This window comes from Nostoc sp., assembly GCF_036919575.1.
In the GTDB taxonomy this organism is placed as follows: domain Bacteria; phylum Cyanobacteriota; class Cyanobacteriia; order Cyanobacteriales; family Nostocaceae; genus Nostoc.
Genome location: NZ_JBALBY010000092.1, coordinates 26,922 through 45,001 on the forward strand (window position 1 = coordinate 26,922; position 18,080 = coordinate 45,001).

Annotated in this window: 6 protein-coding genes; all 6 read left to right on the forward strand. The window is 42.6% G+C overall.

Going from position 1 to position 18,080, the window contains the following annotated elements:
• Positions 1-959 precede the first annotated feature (959 nt).
• The 6 genes from V7K27_RS23195 (at position 960) to V7K27_RS23220 (ending at position 18,021) form a co-directional block, all read left to right on the forward strand.
• On the forward strand, positions 960-1,112 hold the full coding sequence (locus V7K27_RS23195) for a hypothetical protein (RefSeq protein ID WP_334950438.1): 153 nt from the start codon (positions 960-962) through the stop codon (positions 1,110-1,112).
• Between the two features lie 210 nt (positions 1,113-1,322).
• On the forward strand, positions 1,323-3,149 hold the full coding sequence (locus tag V7K27_RS23200) for a fatty acyl-AMP ligase (RefSeq protein WP_334950439.1): 1,827 nt from the start codon (positions 1,323-1,325) through the stop codon (positions 3,147-3,149).
• A 113-nt stretch (positions 3,150-3,262) separates the two neighbouring features.
• A complete protein-coding gene (locus V7K27_RS23205; RefSeq protein WP_334950440.1) occupies positions 3,263-3,598 on the forward strand; it encodes an acyl carrier protein in 336 nt (111 codons plus the stop codon).
• Between the two features lie 126 nt (positions 3,599-3,724).
• Positions 3,725-5,083 (forward strand): hypothetical protein, encoded by a 1,359-nt coding sequence (locus V7K27_RS23210; RefSeq protein WP_334950442.1) that lies wholly within the window; start codon positions 3,725-3,727, stop codon positions 5,081-5,083.
• 214 nt (positions 5,084-5,297) lie between these two features.
• Positions 5,298-13,355 (forward strand): non-ribosomal peptide synthetase/type I polyketide synthase, encoded by an 8,058-nt coding sequence (locus V7K27_RS23215; protein ID WP_334950443.1) that lies wholly within the window; start codon positions 5,298-5,300, stop codon positions 13,353-13,355.
• Positions 13,348-18,021 carry a type I polyketide synthase gene (locus V7K27_RS23220; RefSeq protein WP_334950444.1) on the forward strand — a complete coding sequence of 1,558 codons (4,674 nt, stop codon included), beginning with the start codon at positions 13,348-13,350 and terminating at the stop codon, positions 18,019-18,021. The genes V7K27_RS23215 and V7K27_RS23220 overlap by 8 nt, the downstream gene beginning before the upstream one ends.
• Positions 18,022-18,080: the final 59 nt, after the last annotated feature.

The window sequence follows — 18,080 nt, forward strand, 5'->3', positions numbered from 1 at the left end:
CTTTTCAAACAACCTCTTAGGACTAGCCCTTTCAAGGTGGTGAAATTCGGAACGAAGATTGGTTATTTCAACCTTAAAAAAGCCCAAAATCTGAGCAGAGAACTCAGGACGATCGCACTGAAACAACGTATCTTTGTTTATCACCTTGAAAGGGCTTGCTCTTAGGACTTATGCACTATACAAATAGACAGTAGTATGCGTGAGCGCTACTTGTAGGGTTAAGAAGTTTTCCTTCGCTCCTATTTCCAAAATTGGAAATGTAGTTTCCGCTCATGACGATGCTTTCTTAGCTGACTTGGATTTATTCTTGTAGTTGTGAGGCAAACAGGAAATATCGCAGTCACAGAAGCATGTAAGAAAGAAGGTTACACCTTATTTACATAATTGTCTTTCTGTCAATGCGTAAGTTCTAGCTAGTTCAAAACTCCGACTTTATTGAGGTGATTTATGCCTACTATGGTGATGACCACACAATCAAAATTTTGTCAATGCCTAAGTTCTAGCTCTTTGGGAAAAACTTTTTGGTTTACTGACAATGGCAGCAGTCCCCAGGTCTGCACAAATTTAGGAATACTCTTAAGGCGCTTCTTCCAAGACACATTCCGCAGCGCATAAGCGAGGCACAGCTGATTGAAGATCCCTAACTTTCCTTAACTTATCCTCATCGACGCATCTCAAGTTAACCCATAAAGTGAAGGAGTCCTGAAAAACGCATAGGTTCATTTGCTTCAACAATAAAACAGTCAGGATTAAGTAAGTCGTTGGAAATAAACCAATTTATGTTACGAAACGTAAATAGGCTTAAAACCTTTACCAATGACGAATACTTCGACGTCGCTCAGTACAAGTGACAAAGGACAAAGGACAGCCCCAGCCAGTTAGCTTTAATTGCGCCGACTTACTTACTATATATTGGTGATGCTATTTACCACGAGACATCGGATACAGCGATCGCTGAAATGGTAAGTAGTATCAAAAACTTAACGCCAGAGCAACTAGCTTCGGTGATTATGATAGCAGCAAACACTGGATTAAGCGAGTATCATTTGTCAGCCATAATCACAGCATCTCAACAGGTACTCAAGACTCGGCAACAGTTTGGGGATAAGTGAATGCCTAAGTCACGAAGTCCCTCCTGGCTAGGCTAGAAAACCGTGCGTGAATCCACGGGCGCAAAATATTTTTCTCTTGCCAAAGTACAACAGTCGAGAAAGATGACAGGAAGGTTAGCTCAAAAAGCTTAACTTTTGTTCAGTAACCAGATGTGAGTTAATTAGCATAATTCTAATTTTTCAATGCGTAAGTACTATATAGAAAAGGCTATGATTAACAATTTAAACTCAGCAAATTTATTTACCTGCACCACTTTAGTTGATATCTTACGTTACAGGGCGCTCTACCAACCAAACAAACTGGCTTATACTTTTTTGGTAGACGGAGACACAGAAAGCGTAAGTCTTACTTATAAAGAATTGGAGCAAAAAGCGCAAGCGATCGCTGTTCGACTTCAAGACCAACTTAAAGTTCCTGGTTCACGAGTCTTATTGCTGTTTCCGCCAGGTCTAGATTTTATTGCTGCTTTCTTTGGCTGTTTATACGCTGGCTGTGTCGCCGTTCCTACCTATCCGCCTCGACGCAATCAGAAAATATCCAGACTGCAAGCGATTGTATCGAATGCCGAAGCAGCAGTAGTACTGACTACAGCATCCGAATTAACCAGAATCCAGACTGAACTAACTGAAAATCCGACATTAGCAGCATTAGCCTGGTTAGCTACCGATAGCATTAACAATAACTTAGCTTCAAATTGGCAAGAACCAACAGTTAACAGTGATACTCTGGCTTTTCTTCAGTACACGTCAGGTTCCACAGGAATACCGAAAGGAGTAATGGTAAGTCATGGCAATTTATTACACAACTCAGAGCTAATTTATCAGTGTTTTGGGCATACACCTCATAGCCAAGGTGTAATCTGGCTACCGCCCTATCATGACATGGGGTTAATTGGTGGAATACTACAGCCTCTCTATGGTGGTTTTCCAGTCACACTCATACCACCGATGTTGTTTCTCCAAAAGCCTTTTCGCTGGCTACAGGCAATTTCCCGCTACAAGGCAACTACTAGCGGTGGGCCCAATTTTGCTTATGACCTCTGCATTCGCAAGATTACACCTGAACAGATAGAGAGCTTTGATCTCAGCAGATGGGAAGTAGCTTTCAATGGAGCAGAAGCAGTCCGTGCTGAAACATTGGATAAGTTCGTAGAAACTTTCGCCCCTTGCGGCTTTCGCCGAGAAGCGTTTTACCCCTGTTATGGAATGGCAGAAACGACTTTATTAGTTTCTGGAGGGATAAAGACAGATAAACCTGTTGTACGCCATATTGACGAGGCAGCTCTTGAGCAAAATCGGATCATCACATCTGTAGCTAGACAAGAGGGTGTCCGAACAATAGTAGGCTGTGGTCAAATGTGGTCTAACCAAGTTGCGATCGTTGATCCCGAATCCTTAACTGAGTGTGAAATCGGTCAAGTAGGAGAAATTTGGGTATCAGGTAAGAGCGTAGCAGGTGGCTATTGGAATCGACCTATGGAGACAGAACAAAGTTTCCATGCCTACCTAGGAAATCAAGGTCCATTTCTACGTACCGGAGATTTAGGATTTTTGCAGGATGGCGAGCTGTTCATCACTGGCAGAATCAAAAACGTGATTATTATTCGAGGTCGCAACTATTATCCCCAGGATATTGAACTAACAGTAGAACGCAGCCATTCGGTATTACAGGCATGGGGTGGTGCAGCTTTTGCCGTGGACATCAAAGGCGAAGAGCGACTAGTAATTGTTCAAGAAGTAGAACGTAGTTATTTAAGAAAGCTAGATGTGCCCCAGGTAATCGGAGATATATGTCAGGCAGTAGCATCACACCATGATCTCCAAGTTTATGCAGTGGTACTGATAAAACCTAACAGTATTCCCAAAACTTCTAGTGGGAAAATTCAGCACTATGCTTGCCGCAATCAGTTTTTGGCTGGAAGTTTAGATGTAGTAGATGATTGGAGTGAAAATCCTCAAAACAAAACTAAGTTTCTACATTTAGAAGCAGAAGTTCAATCTGTATTACAGCAGCTTTCAACTTTAAAGAACTCATGAGGTTAAAGGCTAAATTTGATTCCCATTCCTCAGAGGTAAAAAGTTTCATCTTGTTTGTTGATAATAGAAGCATAAAATGATTAACACTCTTACTTTGGACAGCAAAGAAACAAATGGAAAATGTGAGTTTTGAAGTAAACCAGATATCTACCAATTCGGTAACTTATGATGAAATCGGCAAAAAAAATGTCAAAAATCAAGTCCGAAAAGTAGGCGAAATTGAAGCTTGGATAGTATCATATCTAGCGGATATGCTAAATATCAATCCAGATAAAATTGACACGAGCATTCCCTTTGACCGCTATGGACTTGACTCCGCAGGTGCAGTAGGAATGAGTGGAGATTTAGAAGGATGGTTGGGGTCTGAATTTGAACCAACTCTACTGTATGACTACCCAACTGTTGATACTTTAGCAAAGTATTTAGCCGCAGAAGCCCAAGTTGAGTAGCCAGCCTCCCATTGCACAAAAGTAATTAACCTCTGAAGCTTTAGCACGTTATGTAGCTAAATAATTCCAGGTGAAAGCGTCCGTCATTTGTAGTACGAGAATCTTTTAGCATTTGAGGAAGAGATCATGACACAAAGTACCATCAACAACTCAGCTACTCCTAACCAAGATTCACCCTCAGAAAAAGAAATTAAACGGCTCAGAAATGTTGAGCATAATTATCGCAATAATCTAGACACTGACTATACTGAGAAGATTAAGGAGATAGATCGTAACTTTAAATACAGCAACAATAGTAATCATTTTTGGACTCAACCTGAACTGTCGATTCTTTACGGAACTCCCCTTTACGAAGTCGCTTCGGAATCTCAAAAAATAGCTCTCAACCAGCTTTTCTGGGTTTCACAGTATAGCTATGCTGCCTACAGTGAAATGGAGACAATTGATTATAACCAGATTACAGCAGACTGTTTCTTAAAAATTGGTGGAGATTATGAAATAATTGCTCGCCAATTAGAGCATGAATCTGCTCAAGAGCGTGTCCACATTCATGCTTTCTACAAGGTAAATTACCAAGCGATGAAAGCCTTGTTAGGTCAGCAAGCATTCGTCAATTCTGTGGAAAAGAAATCTGAAGATGAAAAGCGGAAAGATTTGCAGGCTTCTAATTATCAGTTCTCTGCTTTGCAATTCCTCTCTAATATCTTATTCAACGGCAAAGAACGGTATAAATCTGAGCATTTCAATAAATTAGAAGCAGAAAACAAATTCACCTCAGCAACCACCAGAGGATTTTTTCATGGGCGGGGGGTCATACCTTCTTCTCTTTTGCGATTCTTTGCTTTAAATTGGGGAAGTTCACCCTTCTTAGCTTGTCAATACTACACTGTGCGTTACATGGGTAATATGCTGCTCAAGAATCAAGAGCACAGCATGTTTTCACATTTTAGAAAGCTTCAAAGCCAAGGTGAGTTCGTGCCAGAGCCAACAGCTCTATCCTACTACCACTTCTTGGATGAAGCTTTCCACACAACAACTTCCCTATTTCTCGCTCGAGATTTATACAAGAATTTTCCGAAACCAACTGCATACGAAAAATTGTTGATTAATCTGGCCGTCTATGTAGTTCAACGTAGTAATCTGAGCCAGATTTCTGGAGTAGTGAGAAATCGCTTTTTTGGCGATGATATTTCCGGGATGCTGGATATCTACAAGCTACTGAGAAGTCCCATATTTGAAATCTCTCACCCAGAAGCCGTTGATTGGGTAGAGAAATGTTTCTGTCATGAACATGAAGGTTTTCATCAGTCAGTGCAATCCCATAAACGCCTGATGTCAGAAATCCGCCAACTTTCTGATCATTTGGACTATCTATGGCCTGTTAACCGGGAAATGCGCCTCATGGCTGCCGGTGGCTCAATCGAGCAGGCTATTAGCAATAACATCAAAACCTTCATGCAGTTCTCTAAGGTAGTTGCCTGTTAAAATAGGCAAATATACCCAGCAGCGTTATCTGATTATTCTACAGAAAGCGAACAGAATGTACGCCGCAAAGATAATTTAAGAGCGTGTTTATCAAGATCAAGTAGTAGTTACCTTGGCTGACATACCCAAAAAATCAGTTTCCTGACTTCACTACAAACACTTGATAAACACCCTCTAGATTTATCTGCAAGCAAATAAAATAGATATTGTCAAAATGGATACTATAGCAGTTATTGGTGTTGCTTGTCGTTTTCCCAGTGCTAAAAGCCCGGAAGCCTTCTGGGAACTGTTACATACAGGGGGAGACGCGATTACTGAGGTACCGCCAGAGCGATGGAACATCGATACTTTATACGATCCGGAACCAGCTACACCAGGAAAAATGTACACTCGCTGGGCCGGTCTTCTGGAGAACGTGGATCACTTCGACCCCAGCTTTTTCCAGATATCCCCCTATGAAGCAGAGTACATGGATCCCCAGCACAGACTGTTATTGGAGGTGGCTTGGGAAGCTTTGGAAAATGCAGGGCTAGCTCCAAATAACCTGTCTGGCAGTCAGACAGGGGTTTTCATCGGTATCAGCAGTAGCGACTATGATCGGCTAGGTTGCTATAGAAGTTTATATGACTTCTCTCACATCAGTGCTTACAGTGGTACTGGTACAAGCCTAAGCATTGCAGCAAACCGCATATCCTATTTACTCAATCTGCGTGGCCCAAGCATGGCAATAGATACTGCTTGCTCCGCGTCTTTAGTCGCAGTTCACTATGCATCCCAAAGTTTGCAAACTGGAGAATCTAATCTGTGCTTGGTGGGAGGGGTGAATTTAATTTTCTCTCCAGTACCAATGATCGCTTGTTCTCAAACACGCATGATGGCTGCTGATGGTCGTTGTAAAACCTTCGATGCCAGTGCTGATGGTTATGTGCGGGGGGAAGGTTGTGGGGTAGTTGTTCTGAAGCGCCTTGTGGATGCCCTTCAGGATGGAGATAATGTTTTGGCAGTGATCAGAGGTTCAGCAGTTAACCAAGATGGTCTAACCAATGGACTCACTGCACCCAATGGGCCTTCCCAGCAGGCAGTTATCCGTCAAGCCTTAAAAAACGCAGGCGTAGAACCAGAACAAATTAGCTATGTAGAAGCTCATGGTACTGGTACATCCTTAGGCGACCCAATCGAGGTTAGATCCCTCAAAGCTGTACTTATGCCAAACCGTCAGCCAGACCAAACCTGTTGGTTAGGGTCACTTAAGACCAATATTGGCCATTTGGAAGCTGCTGCGGGGATTGCTAGCTTAATCAAGGTGATACTCTCAGTACAACATCAAGAGATTCCCCCTAATGTGCATTTTAAACAGTTAAATCCCTATATTTCTCTAGCAGGAACAACCTTTTCCATTCCTACAGAATGCCAATCTTGGACTTCTGAGAAGGGACGACGCTTTGCTGGAATCAGTGCCTTTGGTTTCGGTGGAACCAATTGCCATGTGATTGTAGAAGAAGCTCCTGTAAATACTATTGTTACTAGTAACATTGAACGTTCTCTACATCTGCTTACGCTTTCGGCAAAAAGTGAGCCGGCTCTGAGGGAATTGGTACAGAGCTATATAGATTTCTTAGCCTCTCATCCTCAAGCATCACTCGCAGATGTTTGCTTTACTGCCAATACTGGGCGATCGCATTTTGACCATAGATTGGCTGCGATCGTTGAATCTAGACAGCAATTGCAAACAACATTGAATGCCTTTACTATTGGTCAAGAGAATTATGAGATAGCAAGCGATCGCTTACTCGGTCAAAAGTCTCCTAAAATTGCCTTTTTGTTTAGCGGTCAGGGTTCCCAGTATTTAGGGATGGGACAACAACTCTACCAAACTCAACCTACTTTCCGCAACTGTTTAGACCACTGCCAAGAAATTCTGTCTTCTTATTTGGAAAAACCGCTACTATCAATTTTATATCCCGAATCAGATAGTGATTCTCTCCTAAATGAAACAATTTATACTCAACCAGCATTATTTGCTTTAGAATACGCACTTTTCGAGTTATGGAAATCTTGGGGGATAACTCCAGATGTAGTTATGGGTCATAGTGTCGGTGAATATGTCGCTGCATGTGTAGCGGGAGTATTCAGCTTGGAAGACGGACTCAAACTGATTTCCCAACGGGCAAAACTGATGCAGACACTGCCTCCTGAAGGTGAGATGTTAGTTGTGTTTGCCGATCAGGCAGAAGTAGCAACAGCTATTCAATCTTACGCCTCAGAAGTAGCGATCGCCGCCATCAACGCCCCCAAAAATATTACGCTATCTGGGCGTATATCAGCGATCGCCTCAATTGCTGATGACTTGGAAGCACGAGGAATTGAGACTCGAAGCTTAAAAGTGTCTCATGCCTTTCACTCTCCCTTAATAGAAGATATTTTGGATGCCTTTGAGTTACAAACCAGTCAAATCCAATTTCGCGCTCCAAGTATTCCCCTAATATCCAATTTGACAGGGCAAATGATGGACTCTGAGTTTATCCCCGATGCCAAATATTGGCGACAACACACTCGCCAAACAGTGCAATTTATGGCAGGGATAAAAACTCTATTCGCACAAGGATACGAACTATTTTTAGAAATTGGCCCTAAACCAATCCTATCGAGCTTAGGTAAACGCTGTCAACAAGAAGAAAAGGCGGTTTGGCTACCTTCTCTAGCACCGCAGAAAGAGGATTGGCGAGTGATGCTGGAAAGTTTATCAGTCTTATATGTAAGCAAAGCAAAGATTGACTGGCTGGGATTTGATCGAGATTATTCACGTAGCCTAGTTTCGCTTCCCACCTATCCTTTCCAAAGAAAACGCTACTGGATTCAGGAACAAAGCACAATGCCAAACCAGTTATCCAAGCCTATAAAGACAAACGCGATCGCTACTAACGGTTTAAATCCTACTTTGACTACATCTACCAAAACGAACCAAAAAGAAACAATTCTCACAACCTTGAGAACTCTGGTTGCGAATTTACTGAAAGCAGAACCATCTGAGATAAATATAAACGCTCCTTTCTTAGAAATGGGCGCTGATTCTATAGTCCTGATTGATGCCGTTAACAGGATTGAAACAACCTATGGAATAAAAATTACTATTCGCCAATTATTTGAGGAGTTGACGACCATTGATGCCTTGGCAAATTATCTAAACGAGCAGATTGTCCCAGAAGATTTTATTTTAAATGAGACGGAAACTGAGGTAATGTCGCGATCACAAATATCACAACCAAGCGAGCGAGCGACAGTAGAGCAACAGACGGGAGGGAGCAATGCGATGGAAGCAATTATTCAGCAGCAGCTTCAGCTGATGTCTCAGCAATTAGAAGTGATGCGGGGTAATGGTTTATCCACAGTTCCCAATTTTTCTGCTCACAACGGACACTCAAAACTCACAGTTGAGACACTTAAGCCAACACTACCCAAACCAATCGATCAAGAAACATTTTCGCCCTTGCCTCCCTGGAAAGTTAGCGAAATTCGCCATCGAGGACTCAACCCCCAACAACAGCGTCATTTAGAAGCTCTCATCGTTCGTTATACCCAGCGGACTCAAACCTCAAAACAACTAACGCAAACCTATCGACCAATTTTGGCAGACAATAGGGCTGCGGCGGGCTTTCGTTTCTCTACCAAAGAAATGCTCTATCCGATTGTGGGAGAACGTTCTCAGGGTTCGAGAATTTGGGATGTTGATGGAAATGAGTACTTAGACCTGACAATGGGATTTGGGGTGAATTTGTTTGGACACCAGCCCGATTTTGCGATCGCCGCTTTAAAAGAGCAGATCGATCGAGGAATACAAATTGGACCCCAAACCCGTCTGGCAGGAGAAGTAGCGCAGCTAATTTGCCAACTTACGGGAATGGAACGAGTTACTTTTTGTAATTCTGGAACCGAAGCAGTGATGACAGCACTGCGCTTGGCACGCACAGTTACAGGTCGTCAAAAAATTGCTTTGTTTACTGGTTCTTATCACGGTCACTTTGATGGGACTTTGGCAATGACTCAAACGAGCGACGAGAGTTTAAATGTAGTACCAATTGCTCCCGGGATTACATCAAATGCAGTCGCAGATGTTTTGGTGCTTGACTATGGCAATCCTCATTCCTTAGAGATACTCGAAGCTCACGCACACGAACTAGCAGCCGTTTTAGTCGAACCAGTACAAAGCCGCCGACCCGATCTCCAACCGAGAGAATTTCTCCACCAACTCAGACAGTTAACGCGAGAAAAGGGAATCGCATTGATCATTGATGAAATGATTACTGGTTTTCGCATTCATCCTGGTGGAGCGCAAGCATGGTTCGGTATTGATGCAGATATTGCTACCTATGGCAAGATCGTCGGGGGGGGAATGCCTATCGGTGTGGTTGCTGGTAAAGCTATTTATATGAATAGTCTTGACGGTGGGATGTGGAACTATGAAGATGCATCATATCCTCAAGCAGAGACGACATTTTTTGCTGGCACTTTCTGCAAACATCCTCTAGCTCTAGCTGCTGCGAGTGCTGTCCTCAAAGAAATAAAAATGCGCGGATCTACTTTGCAAGAGAATTTGAATCAGCGCACAGCTAAGTTAGCAAACACGCTAAATGCTTATTTTGAAGGCGAGAATTTATCCCTTCGGATCGTTTATTTTGGCTCGTTGTTCCGTTTTGCTTTTTCGAGCAATATGGACTTGTTATTTTATCATTTGCTCGAAAAGGGGATTTATGTTTGGGAGGGGCGTAATTGTTTTCTGTCTGCGGCGCATACTGACGAAGATATAGATTACCTAATTCAAACAATTAAAAATATTGTCGCCGAACTGCGAGAAGGTGATTTTTTACCAAATTCTGATAGTAATAGCAGCCAAAAAGAGCAAAAATTAATACAAACATCGGAAAAAATCAGTGAATCGAACTTAGTAAAAGAAGCCGAAGTCGAGGAAAAAATAGACAAAATCCTTTTAACTAAAGCTCAACAGCAACTCTGGGTTTTAGATCAGATGGGAGATGATGGCACGCTCGCTTACAAAATCTCGATCGGTCTGCAATTAAAAGGTTCGTTAAATCTGGAGGCGATGAATCGAGCCGTACAGCAAGTTGTAGATCGCCATGATGCTTTACGAACAAAGATCGACACTCAGGGTAATTTTCAGCAGATTTTGCCATCTCTGCGGATAGATATTTCGTTAATTGATTTATCTAATGCAGGCGATGCTCCCAAGGAGAGCCACCCAGAGGGCGATCGCGATTTTCAAGTAACACAGTGGTTTCAACAAGAAAACCTAAAACCTTTTGACCTAGCCACAGCACCTCTGTTTCGCGCTCAGATTCTCAAACTAAAAGAGCAACTACATTTGCTAGTTCTGACGGCGCATCACATTATTACCGATGGCTGGTCGATGGGCATTATTCTAGAAGAAATAGCTCAATTGTATTCAACAGAGTGTCAGGGCGTTGTTTGCCAGCTCTCATCGCTTCAACAATTTAGGGAATACGTCAATTGGCAGGAAGAGCAACGCCAGACAGAAAAAATGGCTGTTCATGAATCCTACTGGTTGGAAAAATTTGCTAGTTCGATTCCCATCTTAGACTTGCCAACTGACTGGACTCGCCCACTAATAAAGACCTATAAGGGTAGCAGGCAAACCATGAGAATCGATGCTAGCCTTGGTCGTGAAATAAAAAGGGTCAGCACAGAAAAAGGTTGCACCCTGTTTATGACGCTCCTATCGGTATATACAGCTTTACTTCACCGACTGACGGGACAGGACGACATCGTAGTAGGTATTCCGAGTGCGGGTCGATCGCTTAAGGGGAGTGAAGGGCTTGTTGGCTACTGTGCCCACATATTGCCTATACGCAGTTGCTCTGTTGGGTGTTCGACATTCTCAGAGTATTTGATAACGCTCAGGAATGTATTGTTAGAAGCTTACGAACATCAAGATTATGCTTTCGCTTGGTTGCTTAAACAACTAAAATTAGGTCGGGACGCAAGCCACTCCCCTCTGATTGCAACCATATTTAACTTGGAGCGACCTGTAACTGTGCCAAAAATGTTTGGAATGGAAACAGAAATTTTCGCTCCACCTATCAGTTTTACTGGATTCGACATCAGCTTTAATGTTATTGAGATCAGCGATGAACTGATATTGAATTGTGAGTACAACACAGACTTGTTCGATGCTGACACAATTAGCCGGATACTAGGTTATTTCCAGACCTTGGTAGAGGGAATTATCACTCATCCTGAACAACGTCTTTTTGAATTGCCTCTGCTGAGTGAAGCTGAACAACATCAGTTACTTGTGGAGTGGAACAATACTCAAGTCGATTATCCCCAGGACAAGTGTATTCATCAGTTGTTTGAGGCTCAGGTAGAAAAAACACCGGATGCTGTAGCAGTGGTTTTTGAGGAAGAACAACTTACTTATGGAGAACTGAACGTCAGGGCAAATAAACTAGCGCATCATTTGCAAACTTTAGGTGTAAAACCAGAAGTACTGGTAGGAATTTGTGTAGAGCGATCAATTGAGATGGTGGTGGGACTGTTGGGGATACTTAAGGCTGGTGGGGCTTATGTACCCCTTGACCCCACCTATCCCCAAGAACGTTTGAGTTATATGTTGGCGGATTCAGGTGTCGAGGTGTTGCTGACTCATAGGCAGTTGTTGTCATCTTTGCCGTCACCTACTGCACAGGTAGTTTGTTTGGATAGTGATTGGGGGGCAATTGAGCAACACCAGAAGGAGAATCTTGATGTTGGGGTAGGTGGGGATAATTTGGCTTATGTCATCTACACTTCTGGTTCTACTGGACTACCGAAGGGAGCAATGAATACCCACCAGGGAATTCGCAATCGTTTATTATGGATGCAAGACGCTTATCAATTAACGAGTAGCGATCGCGTTTTGCAAAAAACTCCTTTCAGCTTTGATGTTTCAATGTGGGAGTTTTTCTGGCCCTTACTAACTGGAGCGAGGATTGTAATCGCAAAACCAGAAGGACATAAAGATAGTACTTATTTAGTCAACTTAATTTCTCAACAGCAAATTACGACAATACATTTTGTACCATCCATGCTTCAAGTTTTTCTGCAAGAACCCAACTCTGGAAATTGTAGTTGCTTGAAGCGAGTCATTTGTAGTGGAGAAGCACTACCGTTTGAACTTACTGAACGCTTCTTTAAGCACCTTGAATGTGAACTTCACAATCTATATGGACCAACAGAAGCAGCGATTGATGTGACTTTTTGGCAATGTCAGCTCCAAGAAAATCGTCAGCTAGTCCCCATCGGTCGCCCCATAGCCAACACCCAAGTTTATATCCTAGACAAACACCTCCAAGTAGTACCCATAGGTGTACCCGGAGAATTGTACATTGGAGGTGATGGGTTAGCCAGAGGCTACCTGAACCGCCCAGAACTAACTAGCGAAAAATTTATCCCAAATCCCTTTAATAATTCAAAATTCAAAAGCGATGCCCTGAGCTTGTCAAAGCGTCAAAATTCAAAATTGTATAAAACAGGGGATTTGGCTCGTTACGGTAGTGACGGCAACATTGAATTCCTCGGTCGCATTGACCATCAGATAAAGATTCGCGGCTTTCGTATAGAGTTGGGAGAAATTGAAGCAGTGTTGACCGAACATCCTAAAGTGCAGGAGGCGGTTGTCATTGTCCGCGAAGACACTCCCGGTGACAAACGCTTAGTAGGATATGTCGTCTCTAGCCAGGAACAAGTCCCTAACACTAGTGAATTGCGCCGCTTCCTCAAGGAAAAACTGCCCGACCATATGGTGCCGTCAGTTTTTGTTATGCAATCGGTTTTGCCTCTAACACCTAACGGTAAACTAGACCGCAACGCTCTACCTACACCAGATTTATCTACAAGTGATTTGGAAGAAGGCTTTGTTGCACCTAGTACTCCTACAGAGGAGATATTAGCTAAACTTTGGATGGAAATTTTGGGTCGAAAACAAGTAGGTATCTATGACAACTTTTTTGATATTGGTGGTCAATCACTCCTTCTCATTCAAGTTGGAAGTAAAGTGCGAGAAATATTCAGCAGTCATATCTCAGTTACTGACTTGTTTAAATATCCAACTATCAGTGCTTTAGCTCAATATTTAAGCCAAGAAAATAATCTAGAACAAACTGCCCTTGCCCCAATTAATGACTTAGCCAAAAAGCAAAAAGAGGCTATCAAAAGACAAAAGCAACTCATAAAGCAGAAGAGGAAAGCAAATGTATAATTGGGACGCTGAAGATTCTTTAGAACCTATAGCCATAATTGGCATGGCTGGTCGTTTTCCAGGAGCTAACAACGTTGATAAATTTTGGCAAAATTTAGTCAACGGTGTAGAGTCAATTACATTCTTCACAGATGAAGAACTCATCGCTTCAGGTGTAGACCCGGCTTTACTAGATTCCCCTAACTATGTCAAAGCCAAAGGGGTGTTGGAAAACATCGAAATGTTTGACGCTGTATTCTTTGGCTTTACACCCAAGGAAGCTGAATTGATGGACCCCCAGCACCGCCTCTTCCTAGAGTGTGCTTGGGAAGCTCTGGAAAATGCTGGTTATAATTCTGAAGCATACGACGGTCGAATTGGTGTTTACGCTGGCGCTGGTTTGAATATTTACCTAGCAAGAAACTTAGTTTCAAACCGCGACCTCATCGAATCAGCAGGCAATTTACAAGTTTCAATTGGCAATGATAAAGATTATGTGCCTACACGGGTTTCTTATAAATTGAATCTGACAGGACCCAGTATTAACGTTAACACTGCCTGTTCTACTTCATTGGTTACTGTTCATTTGGCGTGCCAAAGCTTGCTAAATTATCAATGCGATATGGCACTGGCAGGTGGTGTCTCGATTTACACTCCCCAAAAAGAAGGTTATTTTTACCAAAATGGCGGTATTGCCTCTCCTGACGGACACTGCCGAGCTTTTGATACTCTTGCTCAGGGAACTGTCGATGGCAATGGTGTAGGCATTGTTGTGCTGAAGAGGTTAGAGGATGCTTTGGCAAATGGTGACTACATTTATGCAGTTATCAGAGGCTCTGCTATCAATAACGATGGTTCGTTGAAAGTGGGCTACACTGCTCCAAGTGAGTCCGGTCAGGCGGCAGTGATTTCAGAGGCTCTGGCAGTAGCAGGAATTGAGGCTGAGGATATTTCATATATAGAAGCGCACGGAACTGGAACAACTCTTGGAGATCCGATTGAAATTGCAGCACTGACCCAAGCTTTTCAAACCAGTACTCAGAAGAAGGGCTTCTGTGCTATTGGTTCCGTGAAAACAAATATCGGACATCTTGATGCAGCCGCTGGAGTGGCGGGTCTAATTAAGACTACCTTAGCGCTGAAACACAAGTTGCTGCCTCCTAGCCTGAACTTTGAAAAACCATCACCCAATATTGATTTTGCCAATAGTCCCTTTTACGTCAATACGACGCTGTCCAAATGGACAACAGACGGGACACCCTGCCGTGCTGGGGTCAGTTCCTTTGGCATCGGGGGTACTAATGCCCATATTGTCTTAGAAGAAGCACCAATACAAGTCAAAAGTCAAAAGTCAAAAGTCAAAAGTGAATATTTTCTGTTGTGTCTTTCGGCTAAAACTGCAAATGCTCTTGAGAAGGCAACAGCTAATTTAATCACGCATTTAAAAGAGCATCCAGAACTTAGCTTAGGCGATGTAGCTTATACGCTTGCTGTTGGTCGTAGAGCTTTTGAGCATCGACGGATTATAGTTTCTCAAGAGCTTGATGAAGGTAAAAACACATTGGAGTTAATCGATCCGCAACGAGTTTTTACAAGCTTTCAGGAACTCAAAGAGCGGTCTGTGGTGTTTATGTTTTCAGGGCAGGGTTCTCAGTATGTGAACATGGGGCGCGAACTCTACCAGACTGAACCTACATTTGCTAAGTACATCGATTTGTGTTCAGAAATCCTCAAACCTCATTTAGGATTTGACCTGCAATCTGTATTGTATCCTCAAGAGGAATTAGCTGAAAAAGCAGCACAACAACTTAAACAGACAGCTATTGCACAACCAGCTTTGTTTGCGATCGCTTACTCTCTAGCTCAACTGTGGATGTCTTGGGGCGTGCATCCAAAAGCAATGATTGGTCACAGTATCGGTGAATATGTAGCAGCAACTCTCGCTGGTGTTTTCTCTTTAGAAGATGCCTTATACCTGGTAGCTTTACGAGGGCAGCTCATGCAACAACTGCCAACAGGGGCAATGCTTGCTATTCATCTTCCAGAAAAAGAGGTGCAAGCCCTGCTAAATGTAGAGATGCAGACAACGTCTCTAGAAATTGCTGCCATTAACGGACCATCCCTTTGTGTGGTTTCAGGTCGCACGGTTGATGTGGAGGCATTGCAGAACCAGCTTGCAGAAAAAGGCGTAAACTACCGCCGTTTGCATACCTCCCATGCATTCCATTCCCAGATGATGGACTCTATTTTGGAACCTTTCACCCTTGCAGTCAAAAAAGTAACTCTCAATTCCCCACAAATTCCCTACTTGTCCAATGTGACTGGCACCTGGATAACAGCTTCCCAGGCAACAGATCCAAATTATTGGGCAAAGCATTTGCGATCCTGTGTGCGCTTTTCACAAGGACTGCAACAGTTGTTGAAAGAACCCGAGCAAATCCTGCTAGAGGTTGGTCCTGGAAGGACGTTAAGTACATTAGCCACACAGCATTTAGATAAGACAGCAAAGCAAGTTGTGCTAACTTCGTTACGTCATCCGCAAGACCGTCAATCAGATGTAGAGTTTTTGCTCACTACATTAGGCAAGCTTTGGCTTTTTGGCGTAAAGGTAAATTGGTCTGGATTTTATAGCCACCAAAAACGTCTTCGCGTTCCCTTACCTACATATCCCTTTGAGCAGCAGCGTTATTGGATTGAACCTCAAAAACAGTTAGATCGTAATCGTGAATCTCAGGTATCACTGGGCAAAAAACCAGATGTCGCTGACTGGTTTTACTTACCTTGTTGGAAAGCATCTATACCACCAGTGTCTCTTACAGATGAAGAGTTAGTGGAAAGTAAATCATCGTGGCTGGTGTTTGTTGATGATTGCGGTTTGGGTTCCCAAATTGTAGAACGATTGGAACGGGACGATCATGATGTTATTATTGTTAAAGTTGGAGCATTTACTCAGCAGAGCGATCGCGCATATACTCTGAACCCTCAACAACCTGATGACTACCATACTTTAGTCAAAGAAATTTTAGCGCAAAGAAAGTTCCCAAACACAATTGTCCATTTGTGGAGTGTCACAAAGAACAGTCAAACAGTATCAAAGCTTGAAGAGGTTGACAAAGCTCAAGATTTAGGGCTGCACAGTCTTATCTTTCTAGCGCAGGCACTTGGGAAACATAATGTTATGGGTGAGATTCAACTGACTGTTATTTCAAATAATGTGCAGCCAGTAACTACAGAAGAAGAACTGTGTCCACAGAAAGCGACCATGTTGGGAGCAATTAAGATCATTCCCCAAGAATACTCCTCAATTAGCTGTCGTAGCATTGATGTTGTCCTTCCCAAATCAGGAACTAGAAGTGAAGGCAAGCTTATAGACCAACTACTCAACGAACTACAAGCAAAATCCTCCGACCTGTTTATTGCCTACCGTGGTCTTCACCGTTGGGTACAAACCTTTGAACCAGTCCAATTGAATAAGCGCAGTGAAACAAATCTCAGGTTAAGGAAAGAAGGAGTCTACTTGATTACAGGTGGTCTTGGAGGCGTTGGATTTACGCTAGCGGAACATCTGGCGAAGACTGTAAAAGCCAAATTAATTCTGTTAGGTCGTTCAGCTTTTCCGGCACCAGATGAGTGGGTTGAATGGCTTGCTAATTACGGTGAAGACAATGATATCAGCCGCAAGATTCAGAAAATTCAAAAACTTGAACAGTTTGGGGCGGAGGTTTTGGTTGTCAGCGCCGATGTAGCTAATGAAGAACAAATGCAAGCAGCGATCGCCAAGGCTCAACAGCGGTTTGGTTCAATAAATGGTGTTATCCATACTGCTGCGGTTGTTGATTATGGAGGTGTTATTCAAAGAAGAACAAAAGAAATGACAGAGAGTGTTCTAGCACCAAAAGTGAGGGGTACATTAGTACTCGGTAAGCTATTAGAACACGTTGAACTAGATTTTTTGATTCTTTGTTCATCTGTGGGTGTTGTACTGTATAAAACAAAATTTGGTGAGGTTAGCTATGTTGCTGCCAACGAATTCCTTGACGTTTTCTCTTATTACAACACTTGTAAAAATGGAACTTTCACAGTTAGTGTTAATTGGGATGATTGGCAAGAAGTTGGAATGTCAGTAGAGGCAGTCAAAAACGCTGTCAAAAGAAACTACAACATTATTGAAGAAAAATACCTCCAGAATGCACTACTTCCTTCAGAGGGTGTTGATGTTTTTATGCGTATTCTAGACAGTTCATTCCCCCGAATTACAGTATCAACTGAAGATTTAATGACTAGGATTGAGCTAAATAATCCCTTGTCAAAAATTGCTTTTGAAAGCTTAGGAAAAGTTACCATATCCCAAAGCATACACCCACGACCTGAACTTAGTAATGCTTATGTTGCTCCTCAGAATGAACTTGAGCAAACTATTGGCGAAATCTGGCAACAATCACTGGGTATTGAGAAAGTGGGTATCTACGATAACTTTTTGGAACTAGGGGGACATTCATTACTAGCCACTCAAGTTATTTCTCGGATTCGTGAAGCCGTTCAAGTGGAACTTTCCTTGAACAACCTGTTTGCAGAACCTACAGTAGCTGGCATATCTGCTTTAGTAGATAAAATTCTTTTAACAACCCAAAAACGACAGATAACGACTAGTGATTTTGTGGGTGAGCGAGAGGAGATAGAGCTATGAAAATGCCGTTTTTTGGGAAAAGAAAAATTGTAGCGGACATGGCAGACCCATATTTTTTA